The 18,984-nt window shown below is 56.2% G+C and carries 17 protein-coding genes; 11 read left to right on the forward strand and 6 right to left on the reverse strand.

What is annotated here, in order from left to right; all coding sequences use genetic code 11:
* Positions 1-27: 27 nt before the first annotated feature.
* Complete coding sequence (proC, locus tag G5574_RS18160) at positions 28-840, reverse strand: pyrroline-5-carboxylate reductase (RefSeq protein ID WP_164483007.1); 813 nt, start codon at positions 838-840, stop codon at positions 28-30.
* A gap of 280 nt (positions 841-1,120) precedes the next feature.
* On the opposite strand from proC, the gene G5574_RS18165 reads away from it, so the two are divergent.
* Positions 1,121-1,570, forward strand: a complete 450-nt coding sequence (locus G5574_RS18165; protein ID WP_006117586.1) for a YaiI/YqxD family protein — start codon at positions 1,121-1,123, stop codon at positions 1,568-1,570.
* A 1-nt stretch (position 1,571) separates the two neighbouring features.
* Here G5574_RS18165 and G5574_RS18170 read toward each other — a convergent pair whose 3' ends face one another.
* Positions 1,572-2,279, reverse strand: coding sequence for a DUF2076 domain-containing protein (locus tag G5574_RS18170; protein ID WP_164483008.1), 708 nt, complete (start codon positions 2,277-2,279; stop codon positions 1,572-1,574).
* Positions 2,280-2,561: 282 nt separating this feature from the next.
* On the opposite strand from G5574_RS18170, the gene aroL reads away from it, so the two are divergent.
* The 3 genes from aroL (at position 2,562) to ppnP (ending at position 3,834) form a co-directional block, all read left to right on the forward strand.
* Positions 2,562-3,086 (forward strand): shikimate kinase AroL, encoded by a 525-nt coding sequence (gene aroL / locus G5574_RS18175; protein ID WP_006117584.1) that lies wholly within the window; start codon positions 2,562-2,564, stop codon positions 3,084-3,086.
* 111 nt (positions 3,087-3,197) lie between these two features.
* Positions 3,198-3,389, forward strand: coding sequence for a YaiA family protein (locus G5574_RS18180; protein WP_006117583.1), 192 nt, complete (start codon positions 3,198-3,200; stop codon positions 3,387-3,389).
* Positions 3,390-3,543: 154 nt separating this feature from the next.
* Positions 3,544-3,834, forward strand: a complete 291-nt coding sequence (ppnP, locus tag G5574_RS18185) for a pyrimidine/purine nucleoside phosphorylase (protein ID WP_006117582.1) — start codon at positions 3,544-3,546, stop codon at positions 3,832-3,834.
* Positions 3,835-3,867: 33 nt separating this feature from the next.
* Here the strand turns inward: ppnP and rdgC are convergent, their stop codons facing one another.
* Complete coding sequence (gene rdgC, locus G5574_RS18190) at positions 3,868-4,779, reverse strand: recombination-associated protein RdgC (protein WP_033738615.1); 912 nt, start codon at positions 4,777-4,779, stop codon at positions 3,868-3,870.
* A gap of 143 nt (positions 4,780-4,922) precedes the next feature.
* Between rdgC and mak the strand changes: the two genes are divergently transcribed.
* Positions 4,923-5,828: a fructokinase gene (gene mak, locus G5574_RS18195; RefSeq protein ID WP_006117580.1), complete on the forward strand. Its 906-nt coding sequence runs from the start codon at positions 4,923-4,925 to the stop codon at positions 5,826-5,828.
* Positions 5,829-5,960: 132 nt separating this feature from the next.
* Here mak and G5574_RS18200 read toward each other — a convergent pair whose 3' ends face one another.
* Genes G5574_RS18200 through sbcD form a run of 3 tightly spaced genes read right to left on the reverse strand, consistent with a single transcriptional unit; the run spans position 5,961 to position 11,204 of the window.
* Positions 5,961-6,326: a cell envelope integrity TolA family protein gene (locus tag G5574_RS18200; RefSeq protein WP_164483009.1), complete on the reverse strand. Its 366-nt coding sequence runs from the start codon at positions 6,324-6,326 to the stop codon at positions 5,961-5,963.
* Positions 6,327-6,336: 10 nt separating this feature from the next.
* Positions 6,337-10,011 carry an SbcC/MukB-like Walker B domain-containing protein gene (locus G5574_RS18205; RefSeq protein ID WP_164483010.1) on the reverse strand — a complete coding sequence of 1,225 codons (3,675 nt, stop codon included), beginning with the start codon at positions 10,009-10,011 and terminating at the stop codon, positions 6,337-6,339.
* Positions 10,008-11,204 carry an exonuclease subunit SbcD gene (gene sbcD, locus G5574_RS18210; RefSeq protein ID WP_164483011.1) on the reverse strand — a complete coding sequence of 399 codons (1,197 nt, stop codon included), beginning with the start codon at positions 11,202-11,204 and terminating at the stop codon, positions 10,008-10,010. Before sbcD ends, G5574_RS18205 begins: the two co-directional genes overlap by 4 nt.
* Before the next feature lie 197 nt (positions 11,205-11,401).
* On the opposite strand from sbcD, the gene phoB reads away from it, so the two are divergent.
* From phoB to proY, 6 genes are all read left to right on the forward strand, one after another.
* The gene (phoB, locus tag G5574_RS18215; protein ID WP_164483012.1) at positions 11,402-12,091 is read left to right on the forward strand and encodes a phosphate response regulator transcription factor PhoB; all 690 of its coding nucleotides are present in this window, start codon (positions 11,402-11,404) and stop codon (positions 12,089-12,091) included.
* 14 nt (positions 12,092-12,105) lie between these two features.
* Positions 12,106-13,425 (forward strand): phosphate regulon sensor histidine kinase PhoR, encoded by a 1,320-nt coding sequence (gene phoR, locus G5574_RS18220; RefSeq protein WP_164483013.1) that lies wholly within the window; start codon positions 12,106-12,108, stop codon positions 13,423-13,425.
* Positions 13,426-13,438: 13 nt separating this feature from the next.
* Complete coding sequence (locus G5574_RS18225; RefSeq protein WP_133745044.1) at positions 13,439-14,359, forward strand: PstS family phosphate ABC transporter substrate-binding protein; 921 nt, start codon at positions 13,439-13,441, stop codon at positions 14,357-14,359.
* A gap of 279 nt (positions 14,360-14,638) precedes the next feature.
* Positions 14,639-15,742 carry a cobalamin-independent methionine synthase II family protein gene (locus G5574_RS18230; RefSeq protein WP_058708271.1) on the forward strand — a complete coding sequence of 368 codons (1,104 nt, stop codon included), beginning with the start codon at positions 14,639-14,641 and terminating at the stop codon, positions 15,740-15,742.
* A gap of 390 nt (positions 15,743-16,132) precedes the next feature.
* Positions 16,133-17,452, forward strand: a complete 1,320-nt coding sequence (brnQ, locus tag G5574_RS18235; RefSeq protein ID WP_164483014.1) for a branched-chain amino acid transport system II carrier protein — start codon at positions 16,133-16,135, stop codon at positions 17,450-17,452.
* 70 nt (positions 17,453-17,522) lie between these two features.
* Positions 17,523-18,875, forward strand: a complete 1,353-nt coding sequence (gene proY, locus G5574_RS18240; protein WP_164483015.1) for a proline-specific permease ProY — start codon at positions 17,523-17,525, stop codon at positions 18,873-18,875.
* Positions 18,876-18,984: the final 109 nt, after the last annotated feature.

An 18,984-nucleotide genomic window follows, 5' to 3' on the forward strand; every position in this document is an offset into this window, starting at 1 on the left:
CGCACTGCCGTTGCCAGACGCCGCGGGTTAACTGCGGCTCAGCTTCTCTGATTTCGCCATGCACTGCTGCATCGCCTCAATCACGGCGGAGCGAAAACCTTTTTCTTCCAGAACTTTGACCGCTTCTATCGTGGTGCCGCCCGGCGAGCAGACCATATCTTTTAACTCGCCCGGGTGTTTGCCGGTCTCCAGTACCATCTGTGCCGAACCTTTTACGGCCTGTGCCGCAAACTGGTAGGCCTGCGCCCGCGGCATGCCACCTGCCACCGCAGCATCGGCCATGGCTTCAATGAACATAAACACGTAAGCCGGTGCCGAACCACTCACGCCCACCACGGAATGAATCAGGTATTCATCCACTACCGCCGCCTGGCCAAAGCTTTTAAACATTGCAACGACCTCATCGAGTTCGCTCTGTTCAACCAGCGCATTGGGCGTGACCGAGGTCATCCCTTCTCCCACCAGAGACGGGGTATTCGGCATGGCCCGAATGATTTTTCGATCGTGTCCCAGTACGGAGGCCAGATTGTCCAGGGTAACGCCTGCTGCAATGGAGACAACCAGCGTCTCTTTTTTCATGCAGGTGGCGAGATCATTCAGAATTCTGAGGATGACATTCGGTTTTACCGCACCAAACAGGACATCAACATGCTGCGCCAGCGCTTCTGCGCTCTCAGCCGCATGGATACCGTATTGTTCGGCCATTTCCTGATTAGTGCTGGCTTTACGGTCATAAATCCAGATCGCTGACGGTGCAACTTGCCCGCTGTTTATCAGGCCGCCAATGATGGCTTTGGCCATGTTGCCTCCGCCAATAAATCCGATTTTCTTTTCCTGCATCACCGTCTCCTTTGCTGTTTACATATATCAACGATGTAGCTTACTGCAGACAGAATTAATAACAAGTTAGCCCCGTGCTGAACGACCTGCTGTCACCCCGCTGACCGGAGGCGTTTAACCGTGCCAGGACATGGCGCGGTGCGCTGCGTATTAAGGCGCAGGGGCGGTGCAGCCAGGTCGGCTAAAGCAGGTTCTGCGTTAAAGAGGACTGTGTTTTTCACTCAACCCGATCAGCAAAACAGGTTACCATCGTCACTCTTTTGCAGAACAAGGAATAACGATGGCTATCTGGGTTGATGCTGATGCCTGTCCTAACGTGATTAAGGACGTGCTGTACCGGGCAGCGGACAGAACGCAAACCGTGGTGACCTTTGTGGCTAACCAGTCCCTGCGGGTGCCACCTTCGCCCTGGCTGCGAACACTGCAGGTGCCTGCGGGATTTGATGTGGCGGACAATGAGATTGTTAAGCGCGTAAACGTCGGCGATCTGGTGATTACGGCCGATATTCCGTTGGCCGCGGAAGTGATTGAGAAGGGCGCGGCAGCCTTGAATCCACGCGGGGAGCGCTATTCACCAGCAACCATTCGCGAACGACTGACCATGCGCGATTTTATGGACACCATGCGCGCCAGCGGTGTTCAGACAGGCGGCCCCGCCGCATTAAGCCCACGGGACCGCCAGCAGTTTGCCAATGAACTAGACAGCTGGCTCCGACAACGCCAGCGCTAAATCAGACGAAGTTGTCGTCGTCGTCGAAGTCATTGCCGCCAAAATCATTCAGGTCGCCGTTGCCGGCGTAGGAATCACTCCAGCCGTTACTTTGATCCAGGAACGACTGATTATCCGCCCCGTTCTGGTCAAGGAACGACTGATCGTTGCCACCGTTGAAGGTATTCAGACTGTCGTCCACCTGCGGCAACGGCTGCTCGTTGATGATGTTAACGATTTCCTGCGGCTGAGAATGATGGAACATGCTGGTCAGCATATCGGCCATGACCACACCACCTGCCACCCCAACGGCGGTTTGCAGGGCGCCGCCCAGGAAGCCGCTGCCACGTGGCGCCGGGGCGCTGGCATAAGGTTGCTGCGGTTGCGGTGCCTGTTGCGGCGCACTGTTCCACTGCGGCTGAGCTGGCTGCGGTTGGGCGCTGCCGCCGCCAAACAGGCTGGATAAAAATCCACCGCTGCTCTTCGGCTGCTGCTGCGCCTGTTGTTGCGCCAGCTGGTTTTCCAGTTCCTTAATACGTTCATTAAGTTTTTTAAGGGCCGCTTCCTGAATCAGAATGGCCTGCGCCATGTAGTAGGGCGCGCCTGGTTGTTCCTGCAGGTGTTGTTTGATGAGTTGTTCGGCAGCAGCATCGCGCGCCGCTGTCTGGCTTTCCGCTTGTTTCAAACGGCTGAACAGATTTTCAATCAGTTGTTGTTCTTCGCGTTGCATGATTACTCTCCCGTTGCGACTGTAAACAGTATATGGGGGCGATGAGCAGCAATGTAAATTCGTGGCGGTAAGCAAATGTTGCAGAGACAAAAATACGGTGTTCATGCACAAAATGTGCATGGTTAATTCATTGTTTATAAAAAGCTTAATGCAATGGGTTGTCTGACTGTGCGTAAAATACGCTCAATGGGTAGAGGCCGCCATCATTTCCCGCTATGATGCGCGTATTATTTAAGCCAGACCTGCAGCTGTTATGGGCTGTACGGCGGAGGAAGTGCCCAGATGTCCTTGTCCATTTTTTTGATTGGTGCGCGCGGCTGCGGAAAAACCACCATCGGTGAAGCCCTGTCTCATGCGCTGGGTTATGCCTTCCGCGATACCGATCACCACCTGCAATTCACGACCCAGCGTACCGTGGCTGAAATTGTCGCGGCGGAAGGCTGGGAAAGCTTTCGTGCGCGGGAGACCGAGTCGCTGAAAGCCGTGACGGCGCCCTCAACCATCATCGCGACCGGTGGTGGCATGGTGCTGGCAGAGGTCAACCGCCGCTATATGCGCGAACATGGTCAGGTTATCTGGTTAAGTGCGCCTTCTGAGGTGCTTGCGCGACGTCTGGAAAGCCAGCCTGAAGCTGCGCAGCGCCCGACGCTGACCGGACGGCCCATCGCAGAAGAGATGACAGAGGTGCTGCGCGCCCGTGCCCACCTGTACCGTATGGCCGCTCATCATGAAGTGGACGCGATGCAGCCGCCGGAGCGCGTTGTTGAGCAAATTCTGCAGTCGTTATCGCTGGCACGCGCCAGCTAACCGTCAGATTTATCTCCTTCCCGCCGCGATTTACGCCTTTTTGACTATACTTATTCCATGACGGGCAACCGCCTGTCGTGTGGAATGTCATTCAGCCAAGAGGGACAAATGATGCCGTCAAGACCTCCTTACCCCAGAGAAGCGCGCGTTGTGACCGTGGAAAAAGGCCCCGAAGGTAAAAAAGTCACGTCCTGGCAACTGCGAGCCGATCATCCGAAGCCGGATTCACTCATCAGTGAGCACGATTCAGAGCAGGAAGCGCATGATGCGAAACAACGTTACGAAGATGTAGAAAAAGAGTAAGCCGTCGCGCTGGCAAGGATGCCGTCGATGCGCGCCCGTCTTATCCCCGTCCCTTGTCACCGCCAGCGATCACATTCGCTCATTATTTCGCGTGACAGATCAGCAAGTTCGCTTCTACACTGCCAGTCACCCTAATGTGCTGTGAGGAAGATTTATGCTCAACGTAAGTGAGTATTTTGACGGAAAAGTTAAATCCATCGGTTTTGACAGTGCGAGCACCGGTCGTGCCAGCGTTGGTGTGATGGCAGAAGGCGAATACACCTTTGGCACTGCCCAGCCGGAAGAGATGACCGTGGTCAGTGGATCAATGAAAGTGTTGCTGCCGGGGGAAACAGAGTGGAAATGGTTCGAGGCGGGATCGGTATTTAACGTGCCGGGTCACAGCGAGTTTCATCTGCAGGTAGGCGAGCCCAGCTCTTATCTTTGCCGCTATCTGAAAGACTGAAAAAAACGGCCGCATCTTTTGCGGCCGCCTGTTTTACCGCTGAGCCTCACCACCCAACGCTTCAATCAGATTACTGGTCAGAGCGGCCAGTTCGCTGGTCATCAGGATAAAGTCGGCATCGAAGCGCTGAGCAAAATCCTCCCGATCGATATCGTCGTTCTGATCACGCAGCGTATCGCTGAATTTCAGGCGCTTCACGGAACCATCATCCGACAGGACGAACTGAATCCGTTCCTGCCAGTCGAGCGCCAGTTTTGTCACCAGCTTGCCGGCCTCGATATGGTTGGCGATTTCGTCGCATACCAGGTCCTGTTTTTTACAGCGAATCACGCCGCCGTCTTCCAGAATCGCTTTCAGCTCGGCTTCATCCATCAGGGCAAAGCCTGCGGGCAGATCGCCGGAACGTACCCACTCGGTCAGCGTCAGTTCAATCGGGCTTTCCAGCGTCAGAGGTACGACCGGCAGTGAACCCAGGCTTTTACGCAGCAGGGCCAGCGTATCTTCGGCTTTTTTCGCGCTGGCGCAGTCCACCATGATCAGATTATTAACGGTATCGATCCACATAAACGTCTGGCTGAAACGGCTGAAGGCACGCGGCAACAGGCTGTGCAGCACTTCATCTTTGAGCGAATCTTTTTCGGTTTTTTTCAGCTTACGGCTCTGTTCTGCCTCAAGCTTGTCAATTTTGGCTTCCAGCGCCTGCTTCACCACCGGTGAAGGCAAAATTTTCTCTTCTTTGCGCGCGCAGATGACAATCTGACCGTTATTCACATGGGTCAGCGCGTCGCTGCGGTTTCCCATCGGTGACACCCAACCGGTCTTGCTCATGTCCTGGCTGCCACAAGGCGAGAAGGTGAATGCCTCAAGCTGTTTTTCCATGTCGTCTGCGGACAACGGAATGTCACGATTCAGACGATAAACCATCATATTTTTAAACCACAACATCAGGATTCCTTACCGTGGCGCGATCGGGCGCACAAATCTCACTAAGTGTGCGCATGATAGCGAAACATCGATGCGGTTTCATTGCCTTTAAGGGCATCGCCTTTTAGTGTAAGAATCCCCTAACGAATAATGAGGAATAAACCGTGCGCATCGGCATTGATTTGGGCGGCACCAAAACAGAAGTGATTGCGTTGTCCAGCGAGGGAAGCGAGCTGTTTCGCCATCGGGTTTCCACGCCCCGAAACGACTATGCCGCTACGGTACAGGCTATTGTCGATCTGGTGCGTCTGGCGGAAGAAAAGACCGGACAGACGGGCACGGTAGGCCTCGGTATTCCCGGCACGCTTTCGCCCTACACGCAGCGGGTAAAAAACGCGAACTCAACCTGGCTTAACGGACAGCCGCTGGACAAGGATCTGGCGCACGCGCTGAATCGTGACGTCCGCATTGCCAACGACGCGAACTGTCTGGCCGTATCCGAAGCCGTTGACGGCGCGGGTGCCGGTAAGCCGCTGGTCTTTGGAGTGATTATTGGCACCGGTTCGGGGGCGGGCGTGGCGATAAACGGTGAATCCCGTATCGGTGGCAATGGTAATGCGGGCGAATGGGGCCACAATCCGCTGCCGTGGATGGACGAAGATGAACTGCGCTATCGCGCTGAAGTGCCCTGTTATTGCGGACTACAGGGCTGTATTGAAACCTTTGTCTCGGGCACCGGCTTTGCCACTGACTATCAGCGTTTGAGCGGCGTTACACGCAAAGGTGCCGAGATTGTTCACCTGCTGGCACAGCAGGATCCGGTGGCGGAACTGGCTATGAGCCGCTACGAAATGCGCCTGGCCAAATCGCTGGCCCAGGTGGTTAACCTGATCGATCCGGATGTGATTGTTCTGGGCGGCGGTATGAGCAACGTGGATCGTCTGTACCAGACCGTCCCCACACTGATGAAAAAATGGGTATTTGGCGGCGAATGTGAAACGCCGGTACTGAAAGCCGTACACGGGGATTCGAGCGGTGTTCGCGGAGCCGCCTGGCTCTGGCCTGAGTAATCCGTTGTGGACGGTGAACCGCCAGTTTTCAGGCTTGATCACCGTCAGGCTGTACCGCCGGTTCAGGACTTTCCGAAAGGGCGCATCCGCATTCACGTTCAGGCCGCGATGGCGCGTGCTGCCGCGTTATGGTTACGGGGCAAAAGCAAATACCCATTGCCGGGGCGCGCCCTGAGGCGGAAGGGGCATATCACGCGCGCTACTCACGCTTTGCCAGGCGCTCAGGCATAACGATTCATTTCCTTCTGTGCGCATGACGCTATAGCGGCCGTCCGCGCGGCGTTGTGCCGTCACCAGGCAGCGCTGGCCTGCGTAACGTTGCGCGTGATGAAAATTGCGCATCACCACGGCATTCACCTGCGCGATATAGTGGTCGACGGCCTGGCACTGAGTCTGCGTCATGTTCGGCGCGCAGTGCCTGGCCTCAGCGCCGTGCGGCTGGCTGCAGCCTGCTAAAAGCAGCAGGGCAACCGCGAAAATACCGGTCCATCTCAACATGGTTAACCTCTTACTGGCCGGGGATGTCAAGGGTGCTGTAACCCAGGCCATTCATTTTGCGTACCTTAATCTGAACGGGAATGCGCTCTTTCATGGCTTCAACATGGCTGATGACGCCAATAGTTTTGCCACTGGCGTTAAGCGCATCCAGGGCATCCAGAGCGGTGTCCAGCGTTTCGGCATCCAGCGTACCAAAGCCCTCATCCAGAAATAACGACTCAATGCGGGTTTTATGGCTGACGAGGTCAGACAGTGCCAGCGCCAGCGCCAGGCTCACCAGGAAACTTTCTCCGCCGGACAGCGTGCGCGTATCGCGGGCGCTGTCGGCCTGCCAGGTATCCACCACATCCAGTTCCAGCACATCGCTGGCACGTCGCTGTAAAAAGTAGCGACCGTGCAGGCGATCTAACTGACGGTTGGCCAGGGCCACCAGGTGATCGAGCGTAAGCCCCTGGGCAAAGCGCCGGAATTTATCGCCCGTTGCCGAGCCAATAAGATCGTTAAGCAGGGTCCATTGCGCTAACGCCGTCTCATCCTGCGCAATACGCGCCAGCAGCGTTTGCTGTTGGTTTCGCAGGCTGGCATCGCTGTCTAACTGCTGCTGTACCTGGCCCTGCTGGTTTGCATTTTCACGCAGGGACAGCTGTAAGCGCGCCAGTTCTGCCGCCAGCACGTTCGGTGAATCCGGCATCAAAGCCGGTTTTTGCTGCTGATGTGCCGCCAGCCGCTGCTGCAGTTCTGCCAGGCGTGCCTGCTGGTGCAGACGGTGCTGGTCAATCTGCTGAAGCTGCTGACGCAGTTGCTGCGCCGCCTGTTCATCCAGCAATGCCGCGCGCAGGTGCGTTTCATCAGCGAATTCGGCCGCCGCCAGCGCGGCGCTGAAGCGTTGTTCTGCTTCCGTGACGCGCCCGGACAGGCTCTGCAGTTGGCTTTCCAGCAGCGTCAACTGGCCATTAAGACGGCTGACCTCTGCCTGTGACTGATGCAGTGCGTTGCGCTGCTGCGTAAGTTGCGCCTCGTGCTGATCGACGAGCGCCTGCATCTGCTGGCGCGCCTGAGCCACATCGCAATCGCCAAACAGGGCCTGACGCTGCTGCTGTTTTTCATGTGCCTGCTGCTGTAACGCGGTGAGCTGCTGCCGCTGCTGATCCAGGCGTTGCTGCTCAAGCTGTAACTGCTGTTGCAGCGCGTCAGCCTGTGTTTCCGCCCGTGCGAGTTGCGGCTGCAGGTTAGCAAGCAACCGCTCACTCTCTTGCCAGCGCTGCCAGCGCTCTTGTTGGGTTGCCAGCCAGCTGTCGCGCGCCGTACGTTCAGGTAAAGACAACGCCACGTCGCTGAACTGCTGTGCCAGCGCGGCTTCCAGCTGCTGGCCGTTTTCTGCGGCCTGACGCTGCTGTTGCTGTAACGCCTGAAGCGCCTGGTGCTGGCTTTCCAGTTGCTGCTGAGTCAACAGTAGCGTTTGCTGATGCTGTTGTAATGTCTGGTGCTGCCGCAGGTGGTGATCTTTGGCCGCCAGCACCGCGCGCTCGGCTTGCTCCAGTGCGTCAAGCCGGGCCGTAAGCGTCTGCTCGTGGCGATTTTGCGCCTGCTGCCACGCGATCCTTGCATCCGTATCTGTCAGCGGGAAGGTGAGCGCCAGCTCACTGCTCAGTTCCTGCCATTGTTGAGAAAGGGCATCAAGTTGTTGGGTCAGACCCGTGATTTCTTCACGCAGGGATTGCTGTTGAGCCTGTAGCTGCTTTATCTGCTCCTTCTTTGCCGTCCCGGTTTCACTCAACGCGTCTACCTGTTTTTGCAGCTCGGCTTTACGTTGTTGGTTAGCACTAACTTCCAGAGCACGATAGGTTTCGACCGCAGGATGCTCGCAGGCACCGCACAACGGGCAGGGCTGCCCGGCTTCAAGCCGGGCGCGGTACTGTTCCAGGTCAGCAATCTGGCTTTCGAGCTGGCAAATTTTCTCTACGTCGCTGAGCTGCTGTTTTTCCCGTCGCCAGGCTTCTCTTAACGTCAGCAGTGCGCTTTCAGCCTGCTGCTGAGCCGTCTCAAGTTCATGCAGGCGTTTTTCGTACTGCGTGCGCTGCTGATGCAGGGGTTGCCACTGCGCGGCCACTATCGTCAGCGCATGGCGCGCCTCGCGCTGTTGCTGATGCTGGCTCAGTGCCTGACGTAAGGCTTCAGGTGGATGCGCGTTCTGAAGGGAAGTTAGTGCTTGCTCAGCCTGAGACAAGGACTGCTGCGCCTGCTGTGCGGCCTGATCCAGTGGCGTGAGTTGCTGTGCCAGCTGCTCAATATCCCCCTGGCGCTGATGAATGTGGCGCTGTTGCTGCTGTATCTGCTGATCCAGCTCAGCCTGTGCCGCTTCATAGCGGGTCAGTTGGGCAAAACGCTCTTTCCAGATCGGAAGGTGTTCACCCCATTGCGGCATGTCAGCTAACTGCTCACGTAGGGCATGCTGTTGGGCAATCGTCTCTTGCAGGTGGCGCACCTGGCGGGCTTCGCTGTGTAACGCGGCTTCGCGCTGAGCGCAGTGTTGCTGTTGCCGTTCGGCATCCTGCTGTAGCTGCTGAATGTGCTCGTATAAGGCAGAGAGAGACTGATCAAGCGGAATGACCTGCCCGGTCAACAGCGTTTCCTGCTGCTGCTGTTGCTGTCGGCACTGTTCGTGCGCCGTGTCCGTTTCCGCATAGCGTTGCTGCAACACATGATGCGCCTGTGTGGCCGTGTGCATCTGTTGGCTGAGCTGCTGCTGACGTTCCCGCATCGCGTTGCGTTCGGCCAGCAGACTGTCACGTTGCTGCAACGGACCGCGCAGTTTCTCCGCCGGTTCACTGCGCGCCAGACGTTGACGATCCGGCTCTGCCGCCTGACTGGTGTGCTCTGCCGCAGCGAGGGCCGCGGTTGCCTGCTCTGTATCCGCAATAGCCTGCTGATGCTGTTGCTGCCACTGTTGCTGCGCCTGCGCCACGGCAAGCGCGGCAGTCAGCTGGTGTTCAGTGTCGCTGAGGGCCTTTTTTTGCTGGTGCAGTGCAGTACGGGTTGCCTCATCAAGCAGCGCCATGCCGCCTGCCCGACTGCGTAACAGTTCCAGCGCCGTTTTGGCCGCTTTGTGGCGTTCGAACACGGCCATGGACAGACGACCATAAATTTCGGTTCCGGTCAGTTCTTCCAGCAGTTCTGCCCGCTCATTGGCTTTGGCGTTAAGAAACGCCGCAAACTGGCCTTGTGACAGCATCATTGAGCGGGTGAAGCGCGCAAAATCCAGCCCGCTCAGCGTTTCCGTAAGTTTGAGCTTATCGCTCACTTTATCTGCCACAATCTGATTATCGGCGCAGCGTGCCAGCTCAACGCGGGGAGCCTGCAGTTTACCGTCAGCGGTGCCGCGCGCGCGGTTCTGGCTCCAGAATGCCCGCCAGGCTTCGCCTTTAATTTCAAACTCGACCTCCGCCAGGCACTCGGCACAGTCGCGTGTCATAAGGGGGTTATGCCCCTGAGAGATGCCGCCCAGGCGCGGCGTCTGGTGATACAGTGCCAGACAGATGGCGTCCAGCAGCGTAGTTTTACCGGCGCCCGTCGCGCCGGTAATCGCAAACAGCCCGTTGCTGGCAAACGGCTCGGTGCGAAAATCAATAAACCACTCACCTTTGAGCGCGTTAAGATTTTTGAAGCGCAGCGTCAGAATTTTCATGGCTGTTCCTCCAGATCCGCCAGCGTCTGTTTAAACCGCAGGGTGGTCTGGGCAATCTGATCCGCGTCCAGCGCGTCATCCAGCGCCAGTCGTCGGGCAAACACTTCTTCCACATTCAGTTCGCTCAGGGTTTCTTTATCCAGCTGTGCCAGACTGTGCTGGCGCTGTTCACGGCTGCGGCGCAGCAGCAAAACGTCTACGGGCAGGGAAGCTGTCAGCGCTTCTACCTGACGCTGCAAATCACTTAAATATTCCTGCGTGGTCACTTCAATATCCAGCCAGACAGGTTTGGTCCCGTCAGGCGCAGAAAACTGGCTGAGCTGCCGGGTGATTTGCGCCAGCGAGCCTTTCAGGACCTGCATTGGCTGGAACAGGGGAATGGTCAGGGGCGTGACCGTCAGGCCTGACGGGCTGAAATCCAGCAGGAACACACTTTTTTCGCTGCCCAGTTCATCGAAGCTGAGCGGAATCGGCGAACCGCTGTAGCGAATATGATCGCTGTCGGTCACGCGCTGCGCACGATGAATATGCCCCAGCGCAATATAATCCGCAGGCGGAAAGGCCGAGGCCGGAAAGGCATCCAGTGTACCAATGTAGATATCGCGCACTGAGTCGCTTTTGCTGACGCCGAGAGCAGTGAGGTGGCCGGTCGCGACGATGGGAAGCGCCAGATTCAGCGCCTGCGCGGCAGCAAAACTGCGCTGATAATGGGCGGTAATGGCCTCCAGCAGGCTGCGCTGTTTATCGCGTCCTGACTGGCCGGCCTGGCTGCGCATAATATCGCGTGGCCGCAGATAAGGAATGGCGCACAGCAGCGCGCCCGGTTCGCCCTGACGCGTCGTTAACATCAGCACATCGTCCCCGTCCTGCGGCGTGGTAATCACGCGGGTATTCAGGCAGGCGAGCAGTTCACGCGACTCGTTCAGCGTAGCCACCGAATCGTGATTCCCGGCCAGCACCACCAGCTGACAGCCGCTGGGTTGTAACGCCACCACAAAGCGGTTGAACATTTCACGTGCATAGCTGGGCGGTGTGCCGGTATCGAATAAATCACCTGCCACAATCAGCGCATCCACCTGATGCTCTTCAATCCGGGCCAGCAGCCAGTCCAGAAAGGCCTGATGCTCAGCGGCCCGGCTTTTGTTGTAAAAGAACTGCCCCAGGTGCCAGTCCGCGGTATGGATAATGCGCATAACACTCCCTGCCATAACAAATCGCCCGGCAATTATACTGGCTCCATCACTAAAGCCACAAAACATGTCGTCATGTTGTCATAAATGGTTGTTGCAGGCCGGTTTTTATGGCTAACTTTTTCATAAAAGTGTCACAAAACTGACGCATAATGGCGCCGCAAATATCAGTGAAAGCCGTCCTACCTGCAGGAGTCATAATGGCTAAGCGCATTTTAGTTGTGGAAGATGAAGCTCCAATCCGTGAGATGTTATGTTTCGTTCTGGAACAAAATGATTATCAGCCGATTGAGGCAGAAGATTATGACAGCGCCGTCAGTAAGCTGATTGAACCCTGGCCTGACCTTATCCTGCTGGACTGGATGTTACCTGGCGGCAGCGGCATTCAGTTTATCAAACACCTTAAACGTGAAGCGATGACGCGTGATATTCCGGTCATGATGCTGACCGCACGTGGCGAAGAGGAAGATCGCGTGCGTGGCCTGGAAGTCGGGGCCGACGACTACATTACCAAACCGTTTTCACCGAAAGAGCTGATGGCCCGTATCAAAGCTGTGATGCGTCGCATTTCGCCGATGGCGGTCGAAGATGTAATTGAAATGCAGGGCCTGAGCCTGGATCCCTCCTCGCACCTGGTGATGTCGGAAACCACGCCGCTGGAGATGGGGCCGACAGAGTACAAGCTGCTCCACTTCTTTATGACCCATCCTGAACGTGTTTACAGCCGTGAACAGCTACTGAATCACGTCTGGGGCACCAACGTCTATGTTGAAGATCGTACAGTTGACGTGCATATTCGCCGTCTGCGCAAAGCGCTGGAACTGACCGGTCACGATCGCATGGTACAAACCGTCCGCGGAACAGGTTATCGTTTCTCTGCCCGCTTTTAAACGGAGCTTTAATCGTGCTGGAACGCCTCTCCTGGAAGCGATTATTGTCCGAACTGGTGCTGGCGTGTTTGCCTGCGCTGGTACTCGGCCTGTTGTTCGGCTATCTGCCGTGGCTGTTGTTACTCAGCGTAGTCGGTATTTTACTGTGGCATTTTTATAACCTGATGCGGCTGTCGCACTGGCTGTGGCTGGATCGCACGATGACCCCGCCTTCCGGTCAGGCAAGCTGGGAACCGCTGTTTTACGGTCTGTATCAAATGCAGCTGCGCAACCGACGTCGGCGGCGTGAGCTGGGTCATCTGATCAAACGGTTTCGCAGTGGTGCAGAGTCGCTGCCGGATGCCGTTATCCTGACAACGGAAGAGGGCACCATCTTCTGGTGCAATGGCCTGGCACAGCAGCACCTCGGGCTGCGCTGGCCCGAAGATAACGGGCAAAATATCCTTAATCTGCTGCGCTATCCTGAATTTTCACGTTATCTGCGTCAGCGCGATTTCGACAAGCCGCTGACGCTGGTGCTGAATAACCAGCATCACATGGAATTTCGTGTTATGCCCTACAGCGAAGGCCAGTGGTTGATGGTGGCCCGCGACGTAACGCAAATGCACCAGCTGGAAGGTGCACGACGCAACTTCTTCGCCAACGTCAGTCACGAACTTCGCACGCCGCTGACGGTGCTTCAGGGTTATCTGGAGATGATGAATGACTCGGTCATGAATCAACGTTCGCGTGACAAAGCGTTGCACACCATGTCAGAACAAACCCGCCGAATGGACAGCCTGGTGAAGCAGCTTCTGACGCTGTCGCGTATTGAGGCGGCCCCGGTCATCAATATGAAAGAAAAAGTTGATGTGCCGGTCATGTTGAAACTGCTGCAACATGAAGCGGAAACGCTGAGCGGCGGGCGACATCAAATCCATTTTCACACCGATCCGCATCTGAAAGTGTTTGGCAATGACGAGCAATTGCGCAGTGCCATCTCCAACCTGGTCTACAACGCGGTCAACCATACGCCAGACGGCACACGAATTGATATCAGTTGGTTACGCAGCAAGCAGGGCGCGGTATTTAAGGTCTGCGATAACGGTCCCGGTATTCCCGCTGAGCATATTCCGCGCCTGACCGAACGCTTTTATCGTGTAGAAAAAGCGCGTTCACGTGCGACCGGCGGCAGCGGGCTGGGGCTGGCTATCGTCAAACATGCGTTGAGTCACCATAATGCCCGGCTGGAGATCACCAGCATCCCGCATCAGGAAACCTGTTTTACATTTACCCTGGCACCAAGGTTGATTGTCAGTAACGGGATGCAGGAGAATGCCGTTCATCAATCGTGAACGGACCGGAACGATGCGCGTTTTTCTTTTGGTGTTCTTTTCGCTGTTGCCAGCCCTCGGGCAGGCGCAGCCCGTCATGCTGTCCGGAAATCTCAGTAGCGCCGGCTCCGACACGCTCGGCTATCTGATGACGTTATGGGGAGATGACTTTAGCCGTCAGGCGCCTGGCGTGAACGTTCAGGTTCAGGCTTCGGGGTCGTCTACCGCGCCCACTGCGTTGACCGCCGGGGCCGTTCAACTGGGCGCGATGAGTCGTCCGATGCAGGCTGATGAGCGCCAGGCCTTTGAGGCGCGCTATGGCTATCCGCCGCTGGCCGTGCCGGTGGCAATGGATGCGCTGGTCGTGGTGGTCAATCAACGTAACCCGCTGCGTGAAATTGATCCGCGGCAGCTCGATGCGGTTTTTTCCATCACCCGGCTTTGCGGCGCGCATCAGGTTCCACAACGCTGGGGTGACCTGGGACTGCACCAGACAGAATGGCAGCAGCGTCCCATCCAGCGCTATGGCCGTAACTCCGCCTCGGGAACATGGGGCTTTTTCAAACAGCAGGCGCTGTGTCAGGGCGATTTCCGCAATGACGTGGCCGAGTTTCCCGGTTCTGCCGCCGTGGTACAGGCCGTAGCCGGTAATCCCCGCAGTATCGGCTATGCCAGTTTTGGTTTCCATCTGAGCGGCGTCAGGTTGCTGCCCGTGGTGACCAAAAACGGCGACGCGGTGGCACCGGATCCAGAGACTATCCGTACCGGCCGCTATCCATGGTCGCGTCCGCTTTATCTCTATGTGAATAAAGCGCCAGGTAAACCTTTACCGCCACTGGTCGATGCCTTTTTACGACAGGTGCTTTCCAGTCAGGGTCAACAGCGCGTCAGCGAGGCCGGGTATTTGCCGCTCTCTGCGGCGCAGATTGCTCAGGCTCGCGCTTCGCTCGAATAACGCCCACCTGCCCGTCAACAGACGCCGGTAGCGTCACCGTGAAACAGCCTGCCTCCGGACCCGTAAGCCCCATCAGGCTGTCTGTGCTGCGGCCGCTGACAGAAAAGCCGACGGCGACGATGCAACATGAATTTTTTTCAGGCGACGTGAATTTTATTCGTTTGCCGCTGAGAGAACAGCATGTCACTCTGCATTTAGACGTTTAGCCATCCAGAGGGCTAAAATAATATTATGTAACTATTCCCGGCCGAAATTATCTGGCCGTGACAAGGAGTGATCATGCAAAGACAAACCGCCCCGTTTCGTGCCGACACCGTTGGCAGCTTTCTTCGTCCTGCCGCGATCAAACAGGCTCGCGAGAAATACCAGGCGGGGGAAATCAGCGCTGACGAGTTGCGTGAGGTTGAAAACGAAGCCATCCGTGATGTGGTGGCAAAACAGCGTGAAAACGGCCTCAAAGTGGTCACGGATGGGGAATTCCGTCGCGGCTGGTGGCATTTTGACTTTTTCTACGGCCTGAAAGGCGTGGAACATTTTGAAGCCGATCAGGGCATTCAGTTCAACGGCGTACAGACCAAAGCGCACGGTGTCAAAGTGACCGGCAAACTGGGGTTTGACGGGCATCCGATGCTGGATCATTTCCGCTTTTTGCAAGGCATCGCAGGGGATGCCGTGGCGAAAATGACGATTCCCAGTCCCAGCGTGCTGCATTTCCGTGGCGGACGTAAAGTGATCGACGCGGAGGTTTATCCCGATCTTGATGTGTACTTTGACGATCTGGCACAGACTTACAAAGACGCAATCGCCGCCTTTTATGCGGCAGGCTGCCGCTATCTGCAACTGGATGATACGGTGTGGGCGTACCTGTGCTCGGACGAGCAAAAGCGTGAGATCCGCGAGCGCGGTGACGATCCCGAGCAGCTGGCCCGAACCTACGCCCGCGTGCTGAATAAAGCGCTGGAGGATAAACCGGCCGATCTGACCGTCGGTCTGCATGTCTGCCGCGGCAATTTCCGTTCGACCTGGATTTCAGAAGGCGGCTATGAACCTGTGGCCGAAATCCTGTTTGGCACTGTTAATGTCGATGCGTTTTTCCTGGAATATGATAACCACCGTTCCGGCGGTTTCGAACCGCTGCGTTTTATCCGGCCGGGTCATCAGCAAGCGGTGCTTGGTTTAATTACCACCAAAGTCGGCGAACTCGAAGACGTGGATCAGGTAAAAGCACGTTTACAGGAGGCGACGCAGTACCTCAGCCTTGACCAGATCTGCCTTAGTCCACAGTGTGGCTTTGCCTCAACGGAAGAGGGGAACAGCCTGACCGAAGCGGAACAGTGGCAGAAGATTCGTCTGGTTGTGGATGTGGCGAATCAGGTCTGGTAAGCGTCAAAAGTGCGCAGTGTGGCGCAATGTATGCGCCACTTGTGCATAAAAAGACGTCAGCACGCTGGTATTTCCCATGGCCTGTTTATTATTAAGGCACATCATCTGATGTGCTTGCTGCTAATATTGATGTGATCCACTAATTTTGACTTAAATCACGAAATAAGCCTCTGGTTTTCCGATCTCGTATTGCCTTTCTTCGCTATAAACGTTTTACTTACGGCCGTTGTCGATTTATCCCTCTGTGAACAGAAAAAAAGCAGCTCAAATCACCTGCGCTAAACCGGACGCTGCGCATAATGCGCTGCTGTGGTCTGATCAGCCGTTGTCATGGCGCAGCGAGGGGGCAACGCAAACTTATCTTTCATCGCAACATCAGTGACAGGCCGTATGACACATCGTTTAACCGTTAAAGACATTCTCGCGCTGGGCCTTATGACGTTTGCCCTGTTTGTTGGTGCGGGTAACATTATCTTTCCTCCTATGGTCGGTATTCAGTCAGGCGAACATGTCTGGGTGGCCGCTTTAGGGTTTCTGCTTACCGCTGTAGGATTACCCGTCATCACCGTCATTGCGCTGGCGCGCGTCGGCGGCGGGATTGACGCGCTGAGTACACCGATTGGTAAAATTGCCGGGGTGGTTCTGGCCACTGTCTGCTATCTGGCGGTGGGGCCACTCTTTGCCACGCCGCGCACCGCCACGGTGTCGTTTGAAGTCGGGATCGCGCCGATCACCGGCGACGGTGCATTGCCGTTGTTCATCTACAGCCTGATCTACTTTGTGCTGGTGATGGGCATTTCGCTCTATCCCGGCAAACTGCTGGATACGGTCGGGCATATTCTGGCACCGCTGAAAATTGCCGCCCTGACGCTGCTCGGCGTTGCCGCCCTGCTGTGGCCGGCAGGCGGCACCATTCCGGCCACCGCCGACTACCAGCGCGCTGCGTTTTCCAGCGGTTTCGTGAACGGCTATCTCACGATGGATACGCTGGGTGCCCTGGTATTCGGGATTGTGATTGTGAATGCGGCCCGTTCACGCGGTATTGATAACGCGGCACTGTTAACCCGTTATACGGTACTGGCGGGTATTATCGCGGGTGTAGGGCTGACGCTGGTCTACCTGAGCCTGTTTAAACTGGGCGCAGGAAGCGGGGCGCTGGTCGATCAAAATGCTAACGGCGCCGCGATTCTGCATGCCTACGTACAGCACACCTTTGGCGATATGGGCAGCTTCTTCCTTGCCGCGCTGATTTTTATTGCCTGTATGGTGACAGCCGTGGGCCTGACCTGTGCCTGCGCCGAGTTTTTTGCCCAGTATCTGCCGTTGTCATACAAAACACTGGTGTTTGTGCTGGGGCTGTTCTCCATGGTGGTTTCCAACCTGGGGCTGAGTCATCTGATCCAGATCTCGATTCCGGTGCTGACCGCCATTTATCCGCCGTGCATCGTATTGGTTGTGCTGAGTTTTACCCAGAATATCTGGAACAAAAGCAGCCGAATCATTGCTCCGACTATGCTTGTCAGCCTGCTGTTTGGTATCCTTGACGCAATCAAAACCACCGGGTTTAAAGAGGCGTTACCCGCATTCAGCCAGCATCTGCCATTAGCCGACCAGGGGCTTGCCTGGTTGCCGCCCTCACTGGTGATGTTGCTGCTTGTGGCGTTGGTTGATCGGTTAAAAGGGCCGGAACAGGTGACAGTTCACTCGTAACGGCTAAGATTGATTCTTCTTTAACCACGGGCTTGCCCGTGGTTTTTTCATTTCACAGGTACAGGTTGTTATGCAAGAAACCAACAAGCTCAAACGCGGACTGAGCACGCGCCACATCCGTTTTATGGCGCTGGGATCGGCGATTGGCACCGGGCTGTTTTATGGCTCGGCGGACGCCATCAGGATGGCAGGACCGAGCGTTCTGCTCGCCTATATTATCGGCGGCGCGGTGGCGTACATTATCATGCGCGCGCTGGGAGAAATGTCCGTTAATAATCCCCAGGCCAGCTCGTTTTCTCGTTACGCGCAGGATTATCTTGGACAAATGGCTGGGTATATCACCGGCTGGACGTACTGCTTTGAAATTCTGATTGTGGCCATCGCCGACGTCACGGCATTTGGTATTTATATGGGTGTCTGGTTCCCGGAGGTGCCGCACTGGATCTGGGTACTGAGCGTCGTGCTGATCATCGGTGCGGTCAATCTGATGAGCGTGAAGGTGTTCGGCGAAGTGGAGTTCTGGTTCTCCTTCTTCAAAGTCGCCACCATTATTGTGATGATTCTGGCCGGATTTGGCATGATCATCTGGGGCATCGGTAACGGTGGCCAGCCGACCGGCATTCACAACCTGTGGACCAACGGCGGCTTTTTTGCCCACGGGATCGTTGGCATGCTGCTGTCACTTCAGATGGTGATGTTTGCTTACGGCGGGATAGAAATTATTGGCATCACGGCCGGTGAAGCTAAGGATCCGGCGACCTCCATCCCACGCGCCATTAATTCCGTGCCGATGCGTATTCTGGTGTTTTACGTTGGTACGCTGTTTGTCATCATGTCCCTCTATCCATGGAATCAGGTGGGCACCAACGGTAGCCCGTTTGTGCTGACCTTCCAGCATCTGGGTATTGCCGCTGCCGCTTCTATCCTCAACTTTGTGGTACTGACGGCCTCCCTGTCCGCGATTAACAGCGATGTGTTCGGTGTCGGGCGTATGCTGCACGGTATGGCGCAGCAGGGCCATGCGCCTAAAGTGTTTATGAAGGTGTCAGCACGCGGGATTCCGTGGGTCACGGTAGTAGTTATGATGTTTGCCATGCTGATTGCGGTCTGGCTCAACTACCTGATGCCCGAGAAAGTGTTCCTGGTCATTGCCTCTCTGGCCACCTTTGCCACCGTCTGGGTCTGGATTATGATTCTGCTGTCCCAGATTGCGTTTCGCCGCAAAATTGGTAAAGCGGCAGCCCGTCAGCTGACATTTGCCCTCCCGGGCGGAAGCTGGACAGCCGGTTTCGGCGTAGCCTTTTTATGCTTTATCATCGGCCTGATCGGCTACTTTCCGGATACGCGCATCTCACTTTACGTGGGCATGGTGTGGATTGTGCTGTTGCTGCTGGGTTATAAGCTGGTGCGCAAGCCGTCCTGATTCCCGGCCGCGAAGGCGACTGACAAGACGAAATAAAATCGGCGAAAGGATTCGCCGAAAACGTCACATAGCAAATGAAACAAACAGAGGGATGATTGACGAAACGATG

The organism is Pantoea stewartii (genome assembly GCF_011044475.1).
Lineage (GTDB): Bacteria > Pseudomonadota > Gammaproteobacteria > Enterobacterales > Enterobacteriaceae > Pantoea > Pantoea stewartii.

What these genes read in the sequence shown, in the direction of transcription:
- proC (WP_164483007.1), bottom strand. Translation starts at nt 840, where the DNA reads ATGCAGGAAAAGAAAATCGGATTTATTGGCGGAGGCAACATGGCCAAA.
- G5574_RS18165 (WP_006117586.1), top strand. Translation starts at nt 1,121, where the DNA reads ATGGCTATCTGGGTTGATGCTGATGCCTGTCCTAACGTGATTAAGGAC.
- G5574_RS18170 (WP_164483008.1), bottom strand. Translation starts at nt 2,279, where the DNA reads ATGCAACGCGAAGAACAACAACTGATTGAAAATCTGTTCAGCCGTTTG.
- aroL (WP_006117584.1), top strand. Translation starts at nt 2,562, where the DNA reads ATGTCCTTGTCCATTTTTTTGATTGGTGCGCGCGGCTGCGGAAAAACC.
- G5574_RS18180 (WP_006117583.1), top strand. Translation starts at nt 3,198, where the DNA reads ATGCCGTCAAGACCTCCTTACCCCAGAGAAGCGCGCGTTGTGACCGTG.
- ppnP (WP_006117582.1), top strand. Translation starts at nt 3,544, where the DNA reads ATGCTCAACGTAAGTGAGTATTTTGACGGAAAAGTTAAATCCATCGGT.
- rdgC (WP_033738615.1), bottom strand. Translation starts at nt 4,779, where the DNA reads ATGTTGTGGTTTAAAAATATGATGGTTTATCGTCTGAATCGTGACATT.
- G5574_RS18200 (WP_164483009.1), bottom strand. Translation starts at nt 6,326, where the DNA reads ATGTTGAGATGGACCGGTATTTTCGCGGTTGCCCTGCTGCTTTTAGCA.
- G5574_RS18205 (WP_164483010.1), bottom strand. Translation starts at nt 10,011, where the DNA reads ATGAAAATTCTGACGCTGCGCTTCAAAAATCTTAACGCGCTCAAAGGT.
- sbcD (WP_164483011.1), bottom strand. Translation starts at nt 11,204, where the DNA reads ATGCGCATTATCCATACCGCGGACTGGCACCTGGGGCAGTTCTTTTAC.
- phoB (WP_164483012.1), top strand. Translation starts at nt 11,402, where the DNA reads ATGGCTAAGCGCATTTTAGTTGTGGAAGATGAAGCTCCAATCCGTGAG.
- G5574_RS18225 (WP_133745044.1), top strand. Translation starts at nt 13,439, where the DNA reads ATGCGCGTTTTTCTTTTGGTGTTCTTTTCGCTGTTGCCAGCCCTCGGG.
- G5574_RS18230 (WP_058708271.1), top strand. Translation starts at nt 14,639, where the DNA reads ATGCAAAGACAAACCGCCCCGTTTCGTGCCGACACCGTTGGCAGCTTT.
- brnQ (WP_164483014.1), top strand. Translation starts at nt 16,133, where the DNA reads ATGACACATCGTTTAACCGTTAAAGACATTCTCGCGCTGGGCCTTATG.
- proY (WP_164483015.1), top strand. Translation starts at nt 17,523, where the DNA reads ATGCAAGAAACCAACAAGCTCAAACGCGGACTGAGCACGCGCCACATC.